Consider the following 18,413-nt stretch of genomic DNA (forward strand, 5'->3'; position numbering starts at 1 on the left):
TATAACCTGTATGATAAAATCAATGTTATTTTTTAACAGAAATCAAATTTCTGTAACATTAGTCACCTATTTTCTGAGAAAACAGCAGTACATTTGTATCCCACATATTTTAGATTTCATATCATGAAAATAGAACAAATTTACACCGGATGTCTAGCACAAGGTGCTTATTATATTACTTCAGATGGCGAAGCGGCCATTATCGATCCGCTTAGAGAAATACAGCCTTACTTAGATCGTTTAGAACGCGATGCCGTAAAATTGAAATACATTTTTGAAACACATTTTCACGCCGATTTCGTTTCGGGCCACGTCGATTTAAGTAAAGAAACTGGAGCTCCAATCGTTTACGGACCAAACGCGGCCTGCGAATTTGACTGCATTTCTGCAAAAGACGGACAAGAATTTAAAATCGGAAAAGTGACTATTAAGGTATTGCACACTCCTGGGCATACTATGGAAAGCACTACTTTTTTATTGATTGATGAAAACGAAAAAGATCACGCTATTTTCTCTGGTGACACTTTATTTATTGGAGATGTCGGCCGTCCAGATTTAGCACAGAAAGCTGCTGGAATGACACAAGATCAATTGGCTGGAATTTTATTTCATTCTTTAAGAAATAAAATTATGACTCTGGCTGATGATGTAATTGTTTATCCTGCACATGGCGCTGGAAGTGCCTGCGGAAAAAACATGAGTAAAGAAACTGTTTCGACAATCGGGAACCAAAAAGCAACAAATTATGCTTTGCGTGCCAATATGACCGAAGCTGAATTTATTGAAGAAGTAACGGATGGATTATTGCCTCCTCCTGCCTATTTCAGCATGAACGTTGCCATGAACAAGCAAGGTTACGAAAGTTTTGAATCGGTTTTAAACAACGGAATGAAAGCTATAAATGTAAAAGATTTTGAAGCTGTTGCAGAAGAAACTGGCGCTTTAATTTTGGATACCAGAAGTGCTGCCGATTTTAGCAAAGGATTTATTCCGCAGTCTATTAATATCGGAATTAATGGTGATTTTGCGCCGTGGGTTGGAACTTTAATTGCAAATGTAAAGCAGCCTATTATATTGATTACAGCTGATGGAATGGAAGAAGAAACCGTAACACGTTTAAGCCGTGTAGGTTTTGATACTATTATTGGGCATTTAGAAGGCGGATTTGAAGCTTGGCAAGATGCAGGTTTTGAAACAGATACCGTAAACCGAATTACAGCTGAACAGTTTGCAAACGAAGTAAATATCGAGACAGATAAAATAATCGATATTCGTAAAGAAACAGAATACGCAGCCGAACATATTGAAGATGCTTACAGCAAACCTTTGGCTTATATTAATGACTGGGTAAAAGACATTAATCCGAATGAGCATTTTTATCTTCATTGTGCAGGTGGTTACCGCAGTATGATTGCTGCTTCTATTTTACAGGCACGCGGATTTAGAAATTTTTCTGAAGTTGAAGGCGGTTTTGGAGCCATTTCAAAAACAAATCTTCCAAAATCAGATTTTGTTTGTCAGAGTAAAGTATTAAAATAAAATTTTAAGGTACAGAGAGACAAAGGTTCAAAGCTGCAAAGTTTTTCCCTTTGAACCTCTGTTCCTTTGAACCTTTGAATCTAAAAAATATGCTAGAAATCATCAAAGAACCATGGCCTTGGTATGTTGCAGGTCCGTTGATTGGATTGACTGTTCCAATTTTATTAATTATCGGAAATAAATCTTTCGGGATTAGTTCTTCTCTTCGTCATATTTGCGCGGCTTGTATTCCGTCAAATATTTCGTTTTTTAAGTATGACTGGAAAAAAGAAAGCTGGAATTTATTTTTTGTTTTCGGAATATTTCTTGGCGGTGTAATTGCAGCTTACTTTTTATCGAATCCGAATGCGGTTGTAATTACTCCAGAGCTTTCAGAACAATTGGCAGGTTATGGAATTACAGATCATACTGGTCTAGTTCCTTCGCAATTATTTTCTTGGGAGAGTTTATTAACGCTTCGCGGATTTATTATGATTGTCGTAGGTGGATTTTTAGTTGGTTTTGGAACTCGTTATGCGGGCGGATGTACGAGTGGACACGCAATTATGGGATTATCAAACTTACAATGGCCTTCACTGGTAGCCACAATCTGTTTTATGATTGGAGGTTTTGTAATGTCCCTTTTGATTTTACCTTATATTCTTTCACTTTAAAATTTCAAAAATGAATAATTTAGAAAATAAAAATATAGATAGCGAAGGAATCAACGCAAGTCAGAAAAAAGAAAGCGGTCTATCAAACCTTAAATATTTAATCGTCGGAATCTTTTTCGGGATTGTATTTGTAAAAGCAGAGATTATCAGCTGGTTTCGTATTCAGGAAATGTTTCATCTGCAGTCTTTCTTTATGTATGGCGTAATTGGAAGCGCGGTTGCAGTAGGCGTTGTTTCTGTTTTCATCATTAAAAAATTCAATATCAAAACGCTTCAAGGCGAAAAAATCGAGATTCAGCCTAAAATTTTCAACAAAGGACAAATCTACGGCGGACTTATGTTCGGTTTTGGATGGGCGATTACTGGCGCTTGCCCAGGTCCGCTTTTCGCGCAGATTGGAACTGGAGCAACTGTAATCATCGTTACTTTATTAAGTGCTATTGCAGGAACTTGGTTTTATGGTTTGATTAAGGATAAATTGCCTCATTAAGATTTTGTTTTTTTTCAGGTTTCATGTTTCAAGTTAACTTAACATAACACAAACCCGACAGGTTTTAAAAACCTGTCGGGTTTATTCTTTAAGAAAAGATTCATTCCGTAGGAATGTCTCGTTGGTAGAAAATTAAATGTGATTGCCATTACACGTTCCGTAGGAACGTTTGATACATTATTTCAAATGCATTATTTTCATAAATCATTTGTCCCTACAGGACACAATGCAAAACCATATTATCATTTGTTACCGACGAAATATTCCTACGGAATAAAAAGATTCGTTTCTTCATAGAACTTCCCATCTCGTTATAGATTTCACTATCACGCGAAACTTGAAAACCTGAAACCTGAAACTTAAAACTTGAAACCCGAAACAAATAAAAACCAAAAAACTTTTCTTCATCGATTATTAATTTCATTTCGTTAAGTTTGCTTTCGAACAACATTTCCTAGAAAATAAAAACATGAATCGTTCCGAACAGTTATCTCAATTACAAAATACACAAAAATGGGACGTAATCATAATTGGCGGTGGAGCTAGCGGTTTAGGAACTGCAATTGATGCTGCCAGCCGAGGTTATAAAACAATTTTATTAGAAGCTGTAGATTTTGCAAAAGGAACTTCAAGCAGAAGTACAAAACTGGTTCATGGCGGGGTGCGTTATTTGGAACAGGGAAATATTCATTTGGTAAGAGAAGCTTTAAAGGAAAGAGGTTTAATGCTTCAAAATGCCAATCATTTGGTCAAAAATCAATCTTTTGTTATTCCAAATTACCATTGGTTTGGCGGATATTTTTACACTTTCGGTTTAAAAATTTACGATTTATTATCGGGGCGCCTGAGTTTAGGAGGTTCTAAATATCTTTCGAAAAAGAAAACAATTGAATTGCTTCCAAACGTCGAAGAAATCGGATTGAAAAATGGTGTTATTTATCACGATGGTCAATTTGATGATTCTCGTCTAGCAGTTAACATGGCTCAGACTGCTGTGGAGAATGGAGCCTGCGTTTTAAATTATGTAAAAGTTGTCAATTTACTAAAGGACGATAAAAATCAAATAATTGGTGTTCAAGCTCAAGATCTAGAAACCGGAATTAAATATAGTCTAAAAGGTGCTGCCATTATAAACGCAACTGGAGTTTTTACAAACGCTATCATGAAACTCAATGATACAGTTTACAAAAAATATATTGTTCCAAGTCAGGGAATCCATTTAGTATTTGATAAATCTTTCTTGCCAGGTGAAAATGCCTTAATGATTCCGAAAACAAAAGATGGACGAGTTTTGTTTGCTGTTCCGTGGCACAATCATGTTGTGGTGGGAACGACGGATACTTTAATAAAAAAACAAAGTTTAGAACCAATTGCTTTAGAAACTGAAATTCAATTTGTTTTAGAAACAGCACAACGATTCTTAGCCAAAAAACCAACACGAACAGATGTATTATCGGTTTTTGCAGGTTTGCGCCCGTTGGCCGCCCCAAAAGAAGAAGGAAAAAGTACCAAAGAAGTTTCTAGAAGCCATAAAATAATTGTTTCTGAAACTGGGCTTATTACCATTACTGGAGGAAAATGGACAACTTACAGAAAAATTGCCGAAGACCTAATAGACAAAGCTATTAAAACGGAAAAATTAACAAAAAAGGAATGCGTTACTGAGCATCTTTCTATTCACGGAAATAAACCTACAACGTCTCTCGATAGAGAAAATCACCTTTATATATATGGTTCTGATATTCCAAAAATACTCGAATTACAAGAAAACGAGCTGGAGTTAAAAGAAAAACTGCATCCTGATTACGAATTTACAATGGCAGAAGTCGTTTGGGCGATTCGCTATGAAATGGCAAGAACTACTGATGATATATTGGCAAGACGAGTACGATTATTATTCTTAGATGCCAGAGCTGCAATTGAAGTTGCAGAAAAAACGGCAAGAATAATTGCCAAAGAACTTGGTCATGATGAAGCTTGGATAAGTACAGAAATTGTCAATTTCAAACAAATTGCAAAAGGTTTTCTTTTGTCTGAATTCCAATAAATCGTAAACTCTGATGAATTTGAAAATCTGCTTGCTTAAAAACTATCTTACAAAAGATTATCTGATATTTTTTCGAGCCATAATTACTTTTTGATTTTAAAAAATCATTAAACAACATCATATCAATAGTTTACACTAAAAAATTATAGTACTTTTATTCTCTGAAAATTATACAATACGTTCTTCGAAAACCGCATTTAAACAGATTAACAAAAAATTAACAAAACATTTGTATATACAACTATTAAAAGTTCTACATTTGTATATACAAATTATACACTTACGACTATGACAATTGAAGAGGTTATTAAGAGTACGGTTAAGATGGATAATGCGAAAAAAGTTATTCTGAATATCATGTACACGCAGAATGTGATTCAGGATCATTTCAACGAGTTAATTAAACCGTATGATTTATCTGGAGAACAATATAATGTGTTACGTATATTAAGAGGGCAAAAAGGAAAACCTGCCAATATGTGCGTAATACAAGAGCGAATGCTTGCTAAAACAAGCAACACAACACGGCTGGTAGACAAATTATTATTGAAAGAGTTTGTAACTAGAAATGTTTGTCCGGATAATCGAAGAAAAATTGAAGTTTTGATTACTCAAAAAGGATTAGATGTTTTAAAAGAATTAGATCCGAAAGTAGACGAACATGAGAAAACGTTTGCTGACAATTTAAAGCCAGAAGAATTAACTTTCTTAAATCAATTATTAGAAAAATACAGAACCAATAAATAAATTAATACTATGAGCAATTTCTTAGAAAATCAAAATTGGCGTTATGCAACGAAACAATTTGATGCTTCAAAAAAAATATCATCTGATGATTTAAATACTCTGAAAGAAGCAGTTAGATTAAGCGCTTCTTCTTACGGATTACAACCTTATAAAGTAATTATCGTTGAAAATCCAGAATTAAGAGAGCAATTAAAAGGCGCAGCTTACGGGCAGGCACAAATTACTGATGCTTCTCACCTATTTATTTTTGCTAACGATTTAAACCTTGATGCAGCTTCTGTTGACAAATACATCAACACTATCAGCGAAACAAGAGGTGTTCCTGCAGATGCATTAGGAGGATTCAGCGATATGATGAAAGGTGTAATCTCAAATTTACCTGTAGAAGCAAAACATATTTGGACAGCAAAACAAACGTATTTAGCTTTAGGAAACTTATTAAATGCTGCTGCTGAATTAAAAATTGATGCTACTCCAATGGAAGGTTTCAATGCTGCTAAATTCAACGAAATTTTAGGTTTCGATAAATTAGGTTTAAATGCTTCTGTAATTGCAACTGTAGGTTACAGACATGAAGAAGACAATACACAGCACTTTAAAAAAGTTAGAAAATCTCACGAAGAATTATTTATCACACTATAATTATTTATTAATCAAATTCAAATTTTAATTTTAAAAAACATGAAAAATTTAAAAACTATTGCAATAGCATTATTCGTAGCAGCAGCTGGTATTTCAGTAAACGCTCAAACTAAAAAAATCGACGTAAAAGCGTCTACTATTAAATGGGTAGGTAAAAAAGTAACTGGAGAGCACTCTGGAACTGTAAACTTCAAAGATGGAGCTGTAGTTTTCAAAGGAAAAAAATTAGTTGGTGGTAGTTTTACTGTTGACATGACTTCATTAACTTCAACTGATTTAACTGGAGAATACCAAGGAAAATTAAACGGGCACTTAAAAGCTGATGATTTCTTCGGAACTGAAAAATTCCCAACTTCAAAATTAGTTTTCAAAACTATTGGTGCTAAATCTACTGACGTTTACACTGTAACTGCAGATTTAACTATCAAAGGAATTACTAAACCAGTAACTTTTGATATCACTGTAAAAGGAAACACTGCTACAACTGCTTTCAAAGTTGACAGAACTAAATACGATATTAAATACGGATCAGGTAGCTTCTTCGAAGGTTTAGGAGACAAAACTATCAATGACGAATTTGAATTGACTGTAGCTTTAAAATTCTAATATTTTAAAACTTACTAATTCAAAAATTGTAATAAACCCCAGCAGTTTGATACTGCTGGGGTTTCTTTTTTCTTTTCAAAATCTTAACGTTCTTAATGGTATAATAACGCTTTCGTAATAAGTATCAGGACTTTGATTAACATTGGGCTTCTAATTTTGGGGAAATTAAAAAAATCAACAACTAGAAATTTAAATCATAGTTATGAAAACAAAATTACGTATTGCCTGTATTCTATTCACTATCAGCTTTTTCGCACAAGCGCAGCAACAGCCAAAAGGAATTATCGGAAATACAAACTGGATGAACAATTGGACGAACTTTAAACCTGCTGCTAACGACTACAATGAAGCTACCAATATAATCGCTGGAAACATTGATAAAGACACCAAATTATTAAAGCGTAATACTTATCATTTAGTAGGTGTGGTTTACGTTACCAATAATGCAACTTTGACAATTGAACCAGGAACGGTAATTCGAGGCGACGACAAAACCTGCGGGACTCTTGTTATTACAACTGGTTCAAAAATTATCGCAGAAGGTCTGGAAACAGATCCTATTATTTTTACATCAGAAAAAGAAATAAACAATAGAAAACCAGGAGATTGGGGCGGAATCATTGTTTTAGGAAAAGCTCCAATAAATTCTTTAGGAGGCATGCATACTCTGCCTTTTGATCTAGAAGCAAATTTGAATCATTATGGAGGTACCGATGCTGAAGATAATTCTGGAATTTTAAAATATGTGAGAATCGAATATGCGGGAAGAAAACTGAGTGCTTCAAAAGAATTAAACGGACTTTCTCTTGCTGGTGTTGGAAGAAAAACAATTGTTAGTAATATACAAATTAGTTTTTCAAACGATGATTCTTTCGAATGTTATGGCGGTGATTTGAATATGAGCAATTTAATTTCATACCGAACAACTGATGATGATTTTGATTTTACACAAGGTGCTCAAATTAATATCAGCAATAGTATTGCAATTCGTCATCCGTTTTCTTCGGATATTTCAGGTTCAAGATGTTTTGAGGTAGATTCTTATGAGAAGGTCGCTAATACTGATATGACCAAAAAAATGACCAAAATTAATGCAACCAACATTACATTGGTTAATTTAGAAGAAAACAATCAAGGCTTGGTAAGAGAATCTGCATACATTAAAGAAAATACATTTTTCAATTTAACCAACAGTGTCATTTCTGGATTTTCCCCTTTTGTTTTATTGGAAGGAAATATCGGAAATGGGGAAGCTAATTTAGCTAAAATTACTTTTAAAAATGTTGTTGCTAATAATTGTACTGGTGAAATTGAAAGCGAATCTACAAGTAACAATTCTGGCATAAAAAGCTATTACAGCAATCCTGCAAACGGAATTGAATTTACTAAAATTAAGCTTAATGACTTATTTGCGCTTCCTAATATCAAAGGAAATCCAGATTTTAGGTTAAATGTAAACAACACAATAGCAATTGGTAATTAAAGAGTTACCATAGTATATTTGATCAAAATTTAACAAAATTTGCATTTTCGAAAAGATTTTTTTCAAATTTTATGTACTTCAATTCAAATTACATTTATATCTTTGTCACAACAAAAACAGAAATGAGAACAATATTAAACAATACTTGGTGGTGGAACAATTTACGTCAGACGTCGTGAACAAAGCTTCCTATGGTATTGTAAAACTATAAAATATAAAAGGCTTGTCATCACGACAAGCCTTTTTTTTTGGTCAAAATTTAAAATAAAAAAAAAACGAACTAAATAAAACTATACATTTTGAAACCTTTTATTCTTAATACACATTACAAACAAATTCTGGCAGATACGGTTACTCCAGTAAGTATTTATTTTAAAATTAGAGATAAATTCCCGAACAGTTTATTATTGGAAAGTAGTGATTATCACGGAAATGACAACAGTTTCTCTTACATCTGCTGTAATCCGATTGCTACTATAAAAATTGAAAACGAAGTTATCTCTAAAACTTTTCCTGACGGAACTTCAGAAAAAATCAATATTGATGCTTCTACAAATATTCCGCAGGTCATTCAGGAATTTTCAAGCCAGTTTAAATCTCAAAAAAACGATTTTAAATTCATCAACAATGGTTTATTCGGATACATTTCTTATGATGCTGTTCGTTATTTTGAAAAGGTTTCTATTGCGAAAAAAGACAATGCAACTGCAATTCCAGATATTTTTTATGCCGTTTACCAAAACATTATTGCGATCAACCACTTTAAAAATGAAGCATATATTTTCTGCCACAGTTTAGACGGGAAAAATAACATTGCTGAGATCGAACAATTATTACAATCTAGAAATATTGCTTCATACAAATTTGCAAAAGAAGGCGAAGGATTTTCAAATTTAACCGATGAAGAATTTAAAGAAAATGTGGCTTTAGCGAAAAAGCACTGCTACAGAGGTGATGTATTTCAATTGGTTTTATCCCGCCGATTTACACAAGGTTTTAAAGGTGATGAATTCAACGTTTACAGAGCTTTAAGAAGCATTAACCCTTCTCCATATTTATTTTTCTTTGACTATGGAGATTTCAAAATATTCGGTTCTTCGCCAGAAGCACAGATTATCGTAAAAGACAGAAAAGCTGAGATTCATCCAATCGCTGGAACTTTTAAAAGAACTGGAAATGACGAACGTGATGCTCTTTTGGCTAAAGAACTTTCTGAAGATAAAAAAGAAAACAGCGAACACGTAATGTTAGTCGATTTGGCTAGAAATGATTTAAGCCGAAACGGACATGACGTAAATGTTGAAAAATATAGAGAAGTTCAGTTCTTTTCGCATGTAATTCACTTAGTATCAAAAGTTACTGGACATTTACACGACAAAGCTACAACAATGCAGGTAGTTGCAGACACGTTTCCAGCAGGAACATTAAGCGGTGCTCCAAAACACAGAGCTATGCAGTTAATTGAAGACTGCGAAAAAACCAATCGTAATTTTTACGGAGGCGCAATAGGTGTTATGGATTTTGACGGAAATTTTAACCACGCCATTATGATCCGAACTTTCCTTTCTAAAAATCACCAATTGCATTGTCAGGCTGGTGCAGGAATAGTAGCAAGTTCAGATGAAGAAAGTGAAATGCAGGAAGTTTATAATAAATTAAGAGCTTTAAATACGGCGTTGGAAATGGCAGAGAAAATTTAGTCATCAGTGTTCAGTTTTCAGTCGCAGAACTTGAAACCCGAAACTTTAAACAATTAACAACAAACCACAAACCATAAACTATCAATAATCCATGAAAAAAGTAATTTCAATTTTAGTTTTAATCATTACGATCACAGCTTGTAATTCCGAAAAAAAGCAAAATTCTATTGAAGGAACCTGGCGTCTTATTTCTGCTGAAACGACAGAGAAAGATTCTACTTTTTCGACTTTCAATGCAAACACAAAAATGATTAAAATTATAAATGACAGTCATTTTGCTTTTTTAAATCATGATTTGAAAAACGGAAAAGATTCTACAACAGCCGTATATTTTGCAGGAGGAGGAAAATATACTTTGAAAGACAGTATTTATACCGAAAACCTAGAATATTTTAATAACCGTGATTGGGAAAATGGCAAATTTGAATTTGTAGTAAAAATTCAAAACGACACTTTAATACAAAAAGGTGTTGAGAAAGTAGAAAAATTAGGAATCAATCGAATTATTACAGAAAAATACGTTCGAGAAAAATAAAATTGGTTTCAAGTTTCAGGTTTCAAGTTTCAAGTTATTGGAACGTGAAACTTGAAACATAGAAAACCTGAAACAAAAAAGACATGAAAAAAATACTAGTTATAGACAATTACGATAGTTTCACTTACAATTTAGTGCACTATTTAGAAGATTTAAACTGCGAAGTAACCGTTTATAGAAACGACGAATTTGATATTGATGAAATCGCATCTTTTGATAAAATTTTACTTTCTCCAGGACCTGGAATTCCAGATGAAGCGGGTTTATTAAAAGCTGTAATTGAAAAATATAGTCCAACGAAAAGTATTCTTGGCGTTTGTTTAGGACAACAGGCAATTGGAGAAGTATTTGGCGGAACACTTTCAAATCTTGATAAAGTATATCACGGCGTTGCAACAAATGTAAAAACAGTCGTTTCAGACGAAATTTTGTTTGAAGGTTTAGGTAACGAATTTGAAGTAGGAAGATATCATTCTTGGGTTGTAGACAGCAATTTACCAGATGATCTAGAAGCAACTTCCGTAGACGAAAATGGACAAATTATGTCTCTTAGACACAAAAACTATGATGTAAGAGGTGTTCAGTTTCATCCAGAGAGTGTTTTAACACCAAACGGAAAAAGGATTTTAGAGAATTGGATTAAGAGTTAGTTTTTCAGCCTCAGTATTCAGTCTCAGTTCAAACTTAGAACCTTAATCCCTTAGCAACTTAGAATCTTAAAAAAAATGAAAACTATATTAAACAAATTAATCAATCATGAAGTGCTTTCTAAAGAAGAAGCAAAAAATGTATTGATTAATATTTCAAGCGGTCAATACAATCCAAGCCAGATTTCGGCATTTTTGACAGTTTTTATGATGCGAAGCATAACAATCGATGAGCTTTCAGGCTTTCGCGAAGCTTTATTAGAATTATGTATTCGTGTCGATTTATCAGCCTATAATACAATAGATTTATGCGGAACGGGCGGTGACGGAAAAGACACTTTCAACATTTCAACTCTAGCCTCTTTTGTTTCTGCTGGAGCTGGAATTAAAATTGCCAAACACGGAAATTACGGAGTTTCATCGATCTCAGGATCAAGCAATGTGATGGAAAAAATGGGAATTAAATTCAGCAACGATCCTTCGTTTTTAGAAAAATGTATCGATCAAGCCGGAATTTGTGTTTTGCACGCTCCCCTATTTCACCCAGCGATGAAAAATGTTGGACCAATTAGAAAAGAACTGGCCGTAAAAACATTTTTTAATATGCTGGGGCCAATGGTAAATCCTTCATTTCCAAAAAATCAATTGGTTGGGGTTTTCAATTTAGAGCTGGCGAGAATGTATGCTTATTTATATCAAAACACCGATGTGAATTTTACGATTCTGCATTCCCTTGACGGATATGATGAAATCTCCTTAACTGGTCCTACCAAAACCATTTCTAACCACATGGAAGGAATGTTGAAACCAGAAGATTTTGGTGTTCATCTTTTATCACAAAGTGAAATTGAAGGCGGTAAAACCATCGAAGAATCAGCTGATATGTTTATCAACATCATTTCAGGAAAAGGAACTGAAGCACAAAACAATGTAGTTTTAGCGAATGCTGCAATGGCAATCGCAACGGTTACAAAATGCTCTCCAAAAGAAGGTTTTGAACTGGCAAAAGAAAGTTTGTTATCCGGAAAAGGACATCAAGCTCTTAAAAAATTACAACAACTATCTCTTTAAAAAACTTAGTACCTTAGAAACTTAGCATCTTTAAAAATGAACATTTTAGATAAAATAATAATAGACAAAAAAAGAGAAGTGATTTTGAAGAAATCGATTATTCCAGTTTCTCAGTTGGAAGCTTCTGTATTTTTTGGAAAACAAACTATTTCTCTGAGTCAGAAATTAAAAGAAAGTAATTCAGGAATTATTGCCGAACACAAACGTCGTTCTCCTTCAAAATCAATCATTAACAATAATTTTACTGTTGAAGAAGTAGTAAAAGGCTACGAAAATGCAGGCGCTTGCGGAATTTCAGTTTTAACAGACGGAAAATACTTTGGTGGTTCTCTAGACGATTTGCTTTTGGCTAGAGCATCGGTAAATATTCCGCTTTTGCGAAAAGAATTTATTGTAGACGAATATCAGATTTTAGAAGCAAAAGCTCACGGGGCAGATTTAATTCTTTTGATCGCTGCTGTTTTAACCAGAGAAGAAATCAAATCATTATCTGAATTTGCCAAAAAATTAGATTTAGAAGTTTTACTAGAAGTTCACAATCAAGAAGAACTGGAAAAATCGATTATGCCAACTTTAGACATGATTGGTGTAAATAACCGAAACTTAAAAACATTCGAAGTAAGTTTAAATTTCAGTAAAGAATTGGCGTCGCAAATTCCAGACGATTTTGTAAAAGTTTCAGAAAGCGGTATTTCATCAGTCGAAGCTATTCAGGAACTAAAACCTTACGGCTACAAAGGTTTTTTAATTGGAGAAAACTTCATGAAAACCGACAACGCTGGAGTGGCTGCAACAGAATTTATTAAACAATTAAATATATGAAGGTTTGCCACAAATTACACTAATTAGCACGAATTTTATTAGTGAAAATTCGTGTAATTCGTGGCAAAAAATAATAAAAAGCCTTTGCGAACTTATCGCTTTAAGCATAATCAAAATTAAAAAACCTTAGCGCACTTTGCGGTAAAAAACACACAACTGTAATGAAACTCAAAATATGCGGCATGAAATACCCCGAAAACATCCTCGAAGTAGGCGCACTCCTACCCGATTATATGGGATTTATTTTCTGGGAAAAATCCGCACGATACTTTAACGGAGAAATTCCGGAACTGATAAAAACAATTAAAAAAGTAGGCGTTTTTGTCAATCAAAGCCAAGAAGAAATTCTGGAAAAAGTAACAAAATACAATTTACAAGCCGTTCAGTTACATGGGAATGAATCCGTCGAATTTTTATCGGAATTAAAAAAACAACTGCCGAAAAAAATCGAAATTATAAAAGTGTTTTCGGCTGATGAAAACTTTGATTTTGAAATTATTAAACCTGTTGAAAGTGTCTGCGATTATTTTCTTTTTGATACCAAAGGCAAATTACCAGGCGGCAACGGCACCACTTTCGACTGGACTATATTAAAAAAATACAATTCTGATAAACCTTTCTTTTTGAGCGGCGGCATCGGAATTAACGAATTAAAAGCCATTGAAGAAATTTCAAAAAGTAAATTACCTATTTATGCTGTCGATGTAAATAGTAAATTTGAAATCGAACCAGGGCTGAAAAACAGAAATCTATTTAGCAACTTCAAACGCAAATTTGATGTTGCCAACTTTTAAACTTTAAATAAAATGAGTTTTAACGTCAACGAAAAAGGATATTACGGAGAATTTGGAGGAGCTTATATTCCAGAAATGTTATATCCAAATGTAGAAGAATTACGTCAAAAATACCTTAGTATAATGGACGAACCGGATTTTAAAGCCGAATTCAACCAACTGCTAAAAGATTATGTTGGGCGGCCAAGTCCGTTGTATTTTGCAAAACGTTTATCTGAAAAATACAACACCAAAGTCTACTTAAAAAGAGAAGACTTAAATCATACCGGAGCACACAAAGTAAACAATACAATCGGGCAGATTTTACTGGCAAAACGTTTGGGCAAAAAAAGAATTATTGCCGAAACTGGTGCTGGCCAGCATGGTGTTGCAACAGCAACTGTTTGTGCCTTAATGGGAATTGAATGTATCGTTTATATGGGTGAAATTGACATTGCGCGCCAGGCACCAAACGTTGCACGTATGAAAATGTTAGGCGCTGAAGTTCGTCCAGCACTTTCGGGTTCAAGAACACTTAAAGATGCCACAAACGAGGCGATTCGCGACTGGATCAATAATCCTGTAGATACACATTATATTATCGGATCTGCGATTGGACCTCATCCTTATCCAGATATGGTAACGCGTTTTCAGAGTATTATCTCAGAAGAAATTAAATGGCAGTTAAAAGAAAAAGAAGGCCGCGAAAACCCTGATTATGTAGTAGCTTGTATTGGCGGCGGAAGTAACGCAGCGGGAACGTATTATCACTTTTTGCACGAACCAGAAGTTGGCATTATTGCTGTTGAAGCTGCAGGAAAAGGTGTTGACAGCGGACATAGCGCTGCAACGAGTAAATTAGGAAAAGTAGGCGTTATTCACGGTTGCAAAACTTTGCTAATGCAGACTGCAGACGGACAAATTACTGAACCTTATTCTATTTCAGCAGGATTAGATTATCCTGGAGTAGGGCCTATGCATGCACACTTAGCCCAAAGCGGACGTGGTGAATTTTTCTCGGTAACCGATGATGATGCGATGAATGCAGGTTTACAACTGACAAAATTAGAGGGAATTATTCCGGCAATCGAAAGTGCGCATGCCTTTGCAGTTTTAGATCAGAAAAAATTTAAACCTACAGATATTGTGGTTATCAGCCTTTCTGGACGTGGTGACAAAGATTTAGATAATTATATAGATTACTTTAAATTGTAATAAAAATTGTAATTTGGACGTTCCAATCCGATATCCAAACTCAAACAAATAAAGAGAAAAATCATAATTATGGAACTATTATTCTCATACGGAACATTAAGATCGAAACAAATTCAAATGCAGATTTTCAATAAAGTTTTAAACGGAACTCAAGATCAAATACTGGGTTTCAAATTAAAAAGTTTGCAGATAGAAGAAGAATTTGGAATGGCAGATTATGTCGTTGCAGTGCCAAGTGAAAATCTGGAAGACATTATCCATGGTGCTGTCTTTGAGGTTACTAATACAGAATTATTAAAAGTTGATCAATTCGAATCTAATTCATATAAAAGAGTCCAAGTCAAACTAAAGTCAGGAAGAATGGCATGGGTTTATACAGAAAATAAATAATCGATAAATATTACGATAAAAAATACGTAACCGGTTTTTTGCAAACCTGTTAGGACAAAAACACACACTAATGAACAGAATAACTCAGAAATTACAAGAAGATAAAAAAATACTCTCGATCTATTTTTCTGCAGGATATCCGAACTTAAATGATACCGTGCAGATTATTGAAGATTTAGAAAAAAATGGAGTTGACTTAATTGAAATTGGGCTTCCCTTCAGTGATCCTTTGGCAGATGGACCAACCATTCAGGCAAGTTCTACACAGGCTCTTCATAACGGAATGACTACTCAAATTCTATTCGATCAGCTGAAAAACATCCGCGAAAGCGTAAAAATTCCATTGATTATTATGGGATATTTTAATCCGATGTTACAATATGGTGTTGAAGCTTTTTGTAAAAAATGTGCTGAAATTGGAATAGATGGTTTAATTATTCCAGATCTTCCAGTAGATGTTTATGCAGATGAATACAAAGCTATTTTTGAAAAATACGGATTAATTAATGTGTTTTTAATTACGCCTCAGACTTCAGATGAACGCATTCGTTTTATTGACAGTGTTTCGAACGGATTTATTTATATGGTAAGTTCTGCAAGCGTTACAGGATCACAATCTGGTTTTGGAAATGTTCAGGAAGATTATTTCGAAAGAATCGCAAACCTAAACTTGAAAAACCCTCAAATTGTAGGTTTCGGAATTTCAAATAAAGAAACTTTTAATCAGGCCACAAAATATGCAAAAGGCGCTATTATTGGAAGTGCTTTTATTAAACATCTGAGTGAAAAAGGTAGTGGGAAAATTGAAGATTTTGTTGGAGCGATTCGATAATTATCTAAACTAAAAATTCTGTTTGTCATTCCGATGAAGGAGTAATTTCATTAGAAATTCCAGTTCTAAAGTCGCCAATTTTTGTCACATTACGAGTAAGACTCCTCCATCGTCAGAATGAAAAATAAAACTAATACAGCTGAAATACTAAGTGTTTCAGCTTTTTTTTGCTCAAAATTATCGAAACCGTTTTATGTTAATATTTTGTTAAAATAAAATTAAACAAGCGTTTAAATTAAACAACTGTTTAATTTTGCATCCGATTAGAAACAATATCATGTCACAGATCGAATTAAACGATAAAAAAATTCAGATTCTTAATGTTGCTGAAAAGCTATTTTCTGAGAAAGGATTTGAGGGGACATCAATACGGGATATTTCCAAAGAGGCAAAAATTAATATTGCCATGGTTTCGTATTATTTTGGTTCAAAAGAAAGACTTCTAGAAGCTTTGATTTTTTACAAAACTGTTGATTTAAAATTACAACTCGAAAATTTATTACAGGAAAACCTTGAACCTCTTGAAAAAGTCAATAAATTAATCGAAATTTACATTAACAGAATTTGCCTTAACAAAGGGATTTACAGAGTTTTACATTTTGAACTTAACAATAAAAAAAGAGAGAAGAGCCTAAATGCGTTTACAGAACTTAAAAAAGGAAATTTAAAATCTGTTGAAAGTATTATCAAACAGGGTCAGACTCAGGGTGTTTTTAGAAAAGATATTAATATTCAACTAATTACACCAACTATTATTGGAACCTTCTTTCACTTCCATATGAACCGATCTTTCTTCGAAGAATTATTGGATTTAAAAACAGAAGAAATGTTTAACAATTACATTAAAAACGATCTCACAAAGCACATTCAACAAACTATAAAAGCGCTACTTGTTTATGAAAATTAGTCAATTAATGCTCTTTGGAGTTTTCTTTATAGGAATATCTTCAATTGAAGCACAAGAAAAAACAAGTTTAACCTTAGACGAAGCCGTGAAAATGGCCTGGGAGAAGAGTAACGAAGTTACGCTTGCCAATACTAAGGTAAACACAAAAAAGTATGAATTACAAACGGTTAAGAATAACCAATATCCAGATTTAAAAATTTCTGGGCAATATCAACGTCTTACAAAAGCTTCGATTGATTTGCCAAATCAAGGTGAAGGTGCTTCTTTGGCTTCTCCAGACCGCGCAATGATAGGAATGGCGAATTTAAGCTTACCTCTTTTTGCTGGATTTAAAATTCAAAACAGCATTGAAGCTTACGATAAATTATACGAAGCTGAAAGTGCTAACGCTGAGAAAACAAAAGAAGATGTTGCTTTAAGGGTTATTACCTATTATACTGCTCTATACAAAGCACAAAAAACTTTAGATGCTCTAAATGAGAATCAAAAAAGCGCTAAACAACGTGTTACTGATTTCATTGAATTGGAAAAAAACGGAATTATTCCGAGAAATGATTTATTGAAAGCGCAATTATTAGTTTCAAAGACACAATTATCAATCGATGAAGCTAATAATAATATCACTAACATTAATTATTATTTAACGACAATACTTAAATTAGATCCATCTGTAAAGATTGAGGTAAATGAAGAAGATTTCTTCAACTTGAAAACAACCAACGCACCTACATCTGATGCTATGGCTCTTGAAAACAGAAAAGATCTTGAAGCAATTCGTTTACAGCAAAAAGCTTCAGAAGCTAATATCAAGATTGCAAAAGCAGCTTATTACCCAACTCTTTCATTGTTGGGAGGTTATACCGCTTTAGATCTTAAAGATATTATAACTGTAAAATATGCTATGAATTTTGGTTTAGGTTTATCTTATGATTTATCTGGAATTCTAAAAAACAGCGCACATGTTAAAGAAGCAGAAAGCAGAGCTTTAGAAGTTAAAAATACCGAAGCTATTATGACGGATCGCATTAAAGTTGAAGTTCAAAAATCTCTTGAAGACTATGACTTGGCAATCAATCAAAGTGTAGTTTATGACGAAGCACTTCAACAAGCAGCTGAAAATTACAGACTTGTAAAAGATAAATTCGATAATGGGTTGGCAGATACCAATGACTTGGTAGAAGCTGATGTTGAGCAATTAAGCGCAAAAATAAATACAGCTGTATCAAAAGCGACAATTATTCAAAAATATTACGAACTACTTTCAGTATCAGGACAATTATCACAATCATTCAATCTTTCTAAAATATAATCGAT

The 18,413-nt window shown here is 33.6% G+C and carries 20 protein-coding genes; 19 read left to right on the forward strand and 1 reads right to left on the reverse strand.

Translation table 11 applies throughout. The features are described 5' to 3' along the window. Positions 1 to 123: 123 nt before the first annotated feature. From QE431_RS16500 to QE431_RS16510, 3 genes are all read left to right on the forward strand, one after another. On the forward strand, positions 124 to 1,539 hold the full coding sequence (locus tag QE431_RS16500) for a rhodanese-like domain-containing protein (protein ID WP_307297810.1): 1,416 nt from the start codon (positions 124 to 126) through the stop codon (positions 1,537 to 1,539). 89 nt (positions 1,540 to 1,628) lie between these two features. Next, entirely contained in the window at positions 1,629 to 2,192 is a 564-nt protein-coding gene (locus tag QE431_RS16505; RefSeq protein WP_057116783.1) for a YeeE/YedE family protein, read from the forward strand. A gap of 10 nt (positions 2,193 to 2,202) precedes the next feature. Continuing rightward, a complete protein-coding gene (locus QE431_RS16510) occupies positions 2,203 to 2,682 on the forward strand; it encodes a DUF6691 family protein (protein ID WP_134139856.1) in 480 nt (159 codons plus the stop codon). Positions 2,683 to 2,896: 214 nt separating this feature from the next. Here QE431_RS16510 and QE431_RS16515 read toward each other — a convergent pair whose 3' ends face one another. Further along, positions 2,897 to 3,106 carry a hypothetical protein gene (locus tag QE431_RS16515; RefSeq protein ID WP_307297815.1) on the reverse strand — a complete coding sequence of 70 codons (210 nt, stop codon included), beginning with the start codon at positions 3,104 to 3,106 and terminating at the stop codon, positions 2,897 to 2,899. Positions 3,107 to 3,151: 45 nt separating this feature from the next. Between QE431_RS16515 and QE431_RS16520 the strand changes: the two genes are divergently transcribed. The 16 genes from QE431_RS16520 (at position 3,152) to QE431_RS16595 (ending at position 18,408) form a co-directional block, all read left to right on the forward strand. Further along, positions 3,152 to 4,729, forward strand: a complete 1,578-nt coding sequence (locus QE431_RS16520) for a glycerol-3-phosphate dehydrogenase/oxidase (RefSeq protein WP_307297818.1) — start codon at positions 3,152 to 3,154, stop codon at positions 4,727 to 4,729. 288 nt (positions 4,730 to 5,017) lie between these two features. Next, positions 5,018 to 5,476, forward strand: a complete 459-nt coding sequence (locus QE431_RS16525) for a MarR family winged helix-turn-helix transcriptional regulator (protein ID WP_057116786.1) — start codon at positions 5,018 to 5,020, stop codon at positions 5,474 to 5,476. A gap of 9 nt (positions 5,477 to 5,485) precedes the next feature. Further along, positions 5,486 to 6,118 (forward strand): NAD(P)H-dependent oxidoreductase, encoded by a 633-nt coding sequence (locus tag QE431_RS16530; protein WP_057116787.1) that lies wholly within the window; start codon positions 5,486 to 5,488, stop codon positions 6,116 to 6,118. A 39-nt stretch (positions 6,119 to 6,157) separates the two neighbouring features. Continuing rightward, complete coding sequence (locus tag QE431_RS16535; RefSeq protein ID WP_057116788.1) at positions 6,158 to 6,724, forward strand: YceI family protein; 567 nt, start codon at positions 6,158 to 6,160, stop codon at positions 6,722 to 6,724. Between the two features lie 202 nt (positions 6,725 to 6,926). Continuing rightward, positions 6,927 to 8,207: a hypothetical protein gene (locus QE431_RS16540; protein WP_134139853.1), complete on the forward strand. Its 1,281-nt coding sequence runs from the start codon at positions 6,927 to 6,929 to the stop codon at positions 8,205 to 8,207. Positions 8,208 to 8,506: 299 nt separating this feature from the next. After that, positions 8,507 to 9,907, forward strand: coding sequence for an anthranilate synthase component I family protein (locus QE431_RS16545; protein WP_307297823.1), 1,401 nt, complete (start codon positions 8,507 to 8,509; stop codon positions 9,905 to 9,907). 91 nt (positions 9,908 to 9,998) lie between these two features. After that, positions 9,999 to 10,442, forward strand: a complete 444-nt coding sequence (locus tag QE431_RS16550; RefSeq protein WP_281866366.1) for a hypothetical protein — start codon at positions 9,999 to 10,001, stop codon at positions 10,440 to 10,442. Between the two features lie 83 nt (positions 10,443 to 10,525). After that, a complete protein-coding gene (locus tag QE431_RS16555) occupies positions 10,526 to 11,092 on the forward strand; it encodes an aminodeoxychorismate/anthranilate synthase component II (protein WP_281866367.1) in 567 nt (188 codons plus the stop codon). Between the two features lie 75 nt (positions 11,093 to 11,167). Next, on the forward strand, positions 11,168 to 12,160 hold the full coding sequence (gene trpD, locus QE431_RS16560; protein WP_134139849.1) for an anthranilate phosphoribosyltransferase: 993 nt from the start codon (positions 11,168 to 11,170) through the stop codon (positions 12,158 to 12,160). 36 nt (positions 12,161 to 12,196) lie between these two features. After that, entirely contained in the window at positions 12,197 to 12,982 is a 786-nt protein-coding gene (gene trpC / locus QE431_RS16565; RefSeq protein WP_307297827.1) for an indole-3-glycerol phosphate synthase TrpC, read from the forward strand. Between the two features lie 182 nt (positions 12,983 to 13,164). Then, on the forward strand, positions 13,165 to 13,776 hold the full coding sequence (locus QE431_RS16570; RefSeq protein ID WP_307297829.1) for a phosphoribosylanthranilate isomerase: 612 nt from the start codon (positions 13,165 to 13,167) through the stop codon (positions 13,774 to 13,776). 12 nt (positions 13,777 to 13,788) lie between these two features. Continuing rightward, positions 13,789 to 14,970 (forward strand): tryptophan synthase subunit beta, encoded by a 1,182-nt coding sequence (trpB, locus tag QE431_RS16575; protein ID WP_307297830.1) that lies wholly within the window; start codon positions 13,789 to 13,791, stop codon positions 14,968 to 14,970. Between the two features lie 69 nt (positions 14,971 to 15,039). Next, a complete protein-coding gene (locus QE431_RS16580; protein ID WP_057116797.1) occupies positions 15,040 to 15,360 on the forward strand; it encodes a gamma-glutamylcyclotransferase family protein in 321 nt (106 codons plus the stop codon). A 70-nt stretch (positions 15,361 to 15,430) separates the two neighbouring features. Beyond that, positions 15,431 to 16,192: a tryptophan synthase subunit alpha gene (trpA, locus tag QE431_RS16585; RefSeq protein WP_307297833.1), complete on the forward strand. Its 762-nt coding sequence runs from the start codon at positions 15,431 to 15,433 to the stop codon at positions 16,190 to 16,192. Between the two features lie 277 nt (positions 16,193 to 16,469). Next, positions 16,470 to 17,099: a TetR/AcrR family transcriptional regulator gene (locus QE431_RS16590; protein WP_057116799.1), complete on the forward strand. Its 630-nt coding sequence runs from the start codon at positions 16,470 to 16,472 to the stop codon at positions 17,097 to 17,099. Then, positions 17,089 to 18,408: a TolC family protein gene (locus tag QE431_RS16595; RefSeq protein ID WP_057116800.1), complete on the forward strand. Its 1,320-nt coding sequence runs from the start codon at positions 17,089 to 17,091 to the stop codon at positions 18,406 to 18,408. The genes QE431_RS16590 and QE431_RS16595 overlap by 11 nt, the downstream gene beginning before the upstream one ends. Positions 18,409 to 18,413 lie beyond the last annotated feature (5 nt).

It is taken from the genome of Flavobacterium sp. SORGH_AS_0622, from assembly GCF_030818825.1.
Lineage (GTDB): Bacteria > Bacteroidota > Bacteroidia > Flavobacteriales > Flavobacteriaceae > Flavobacterium.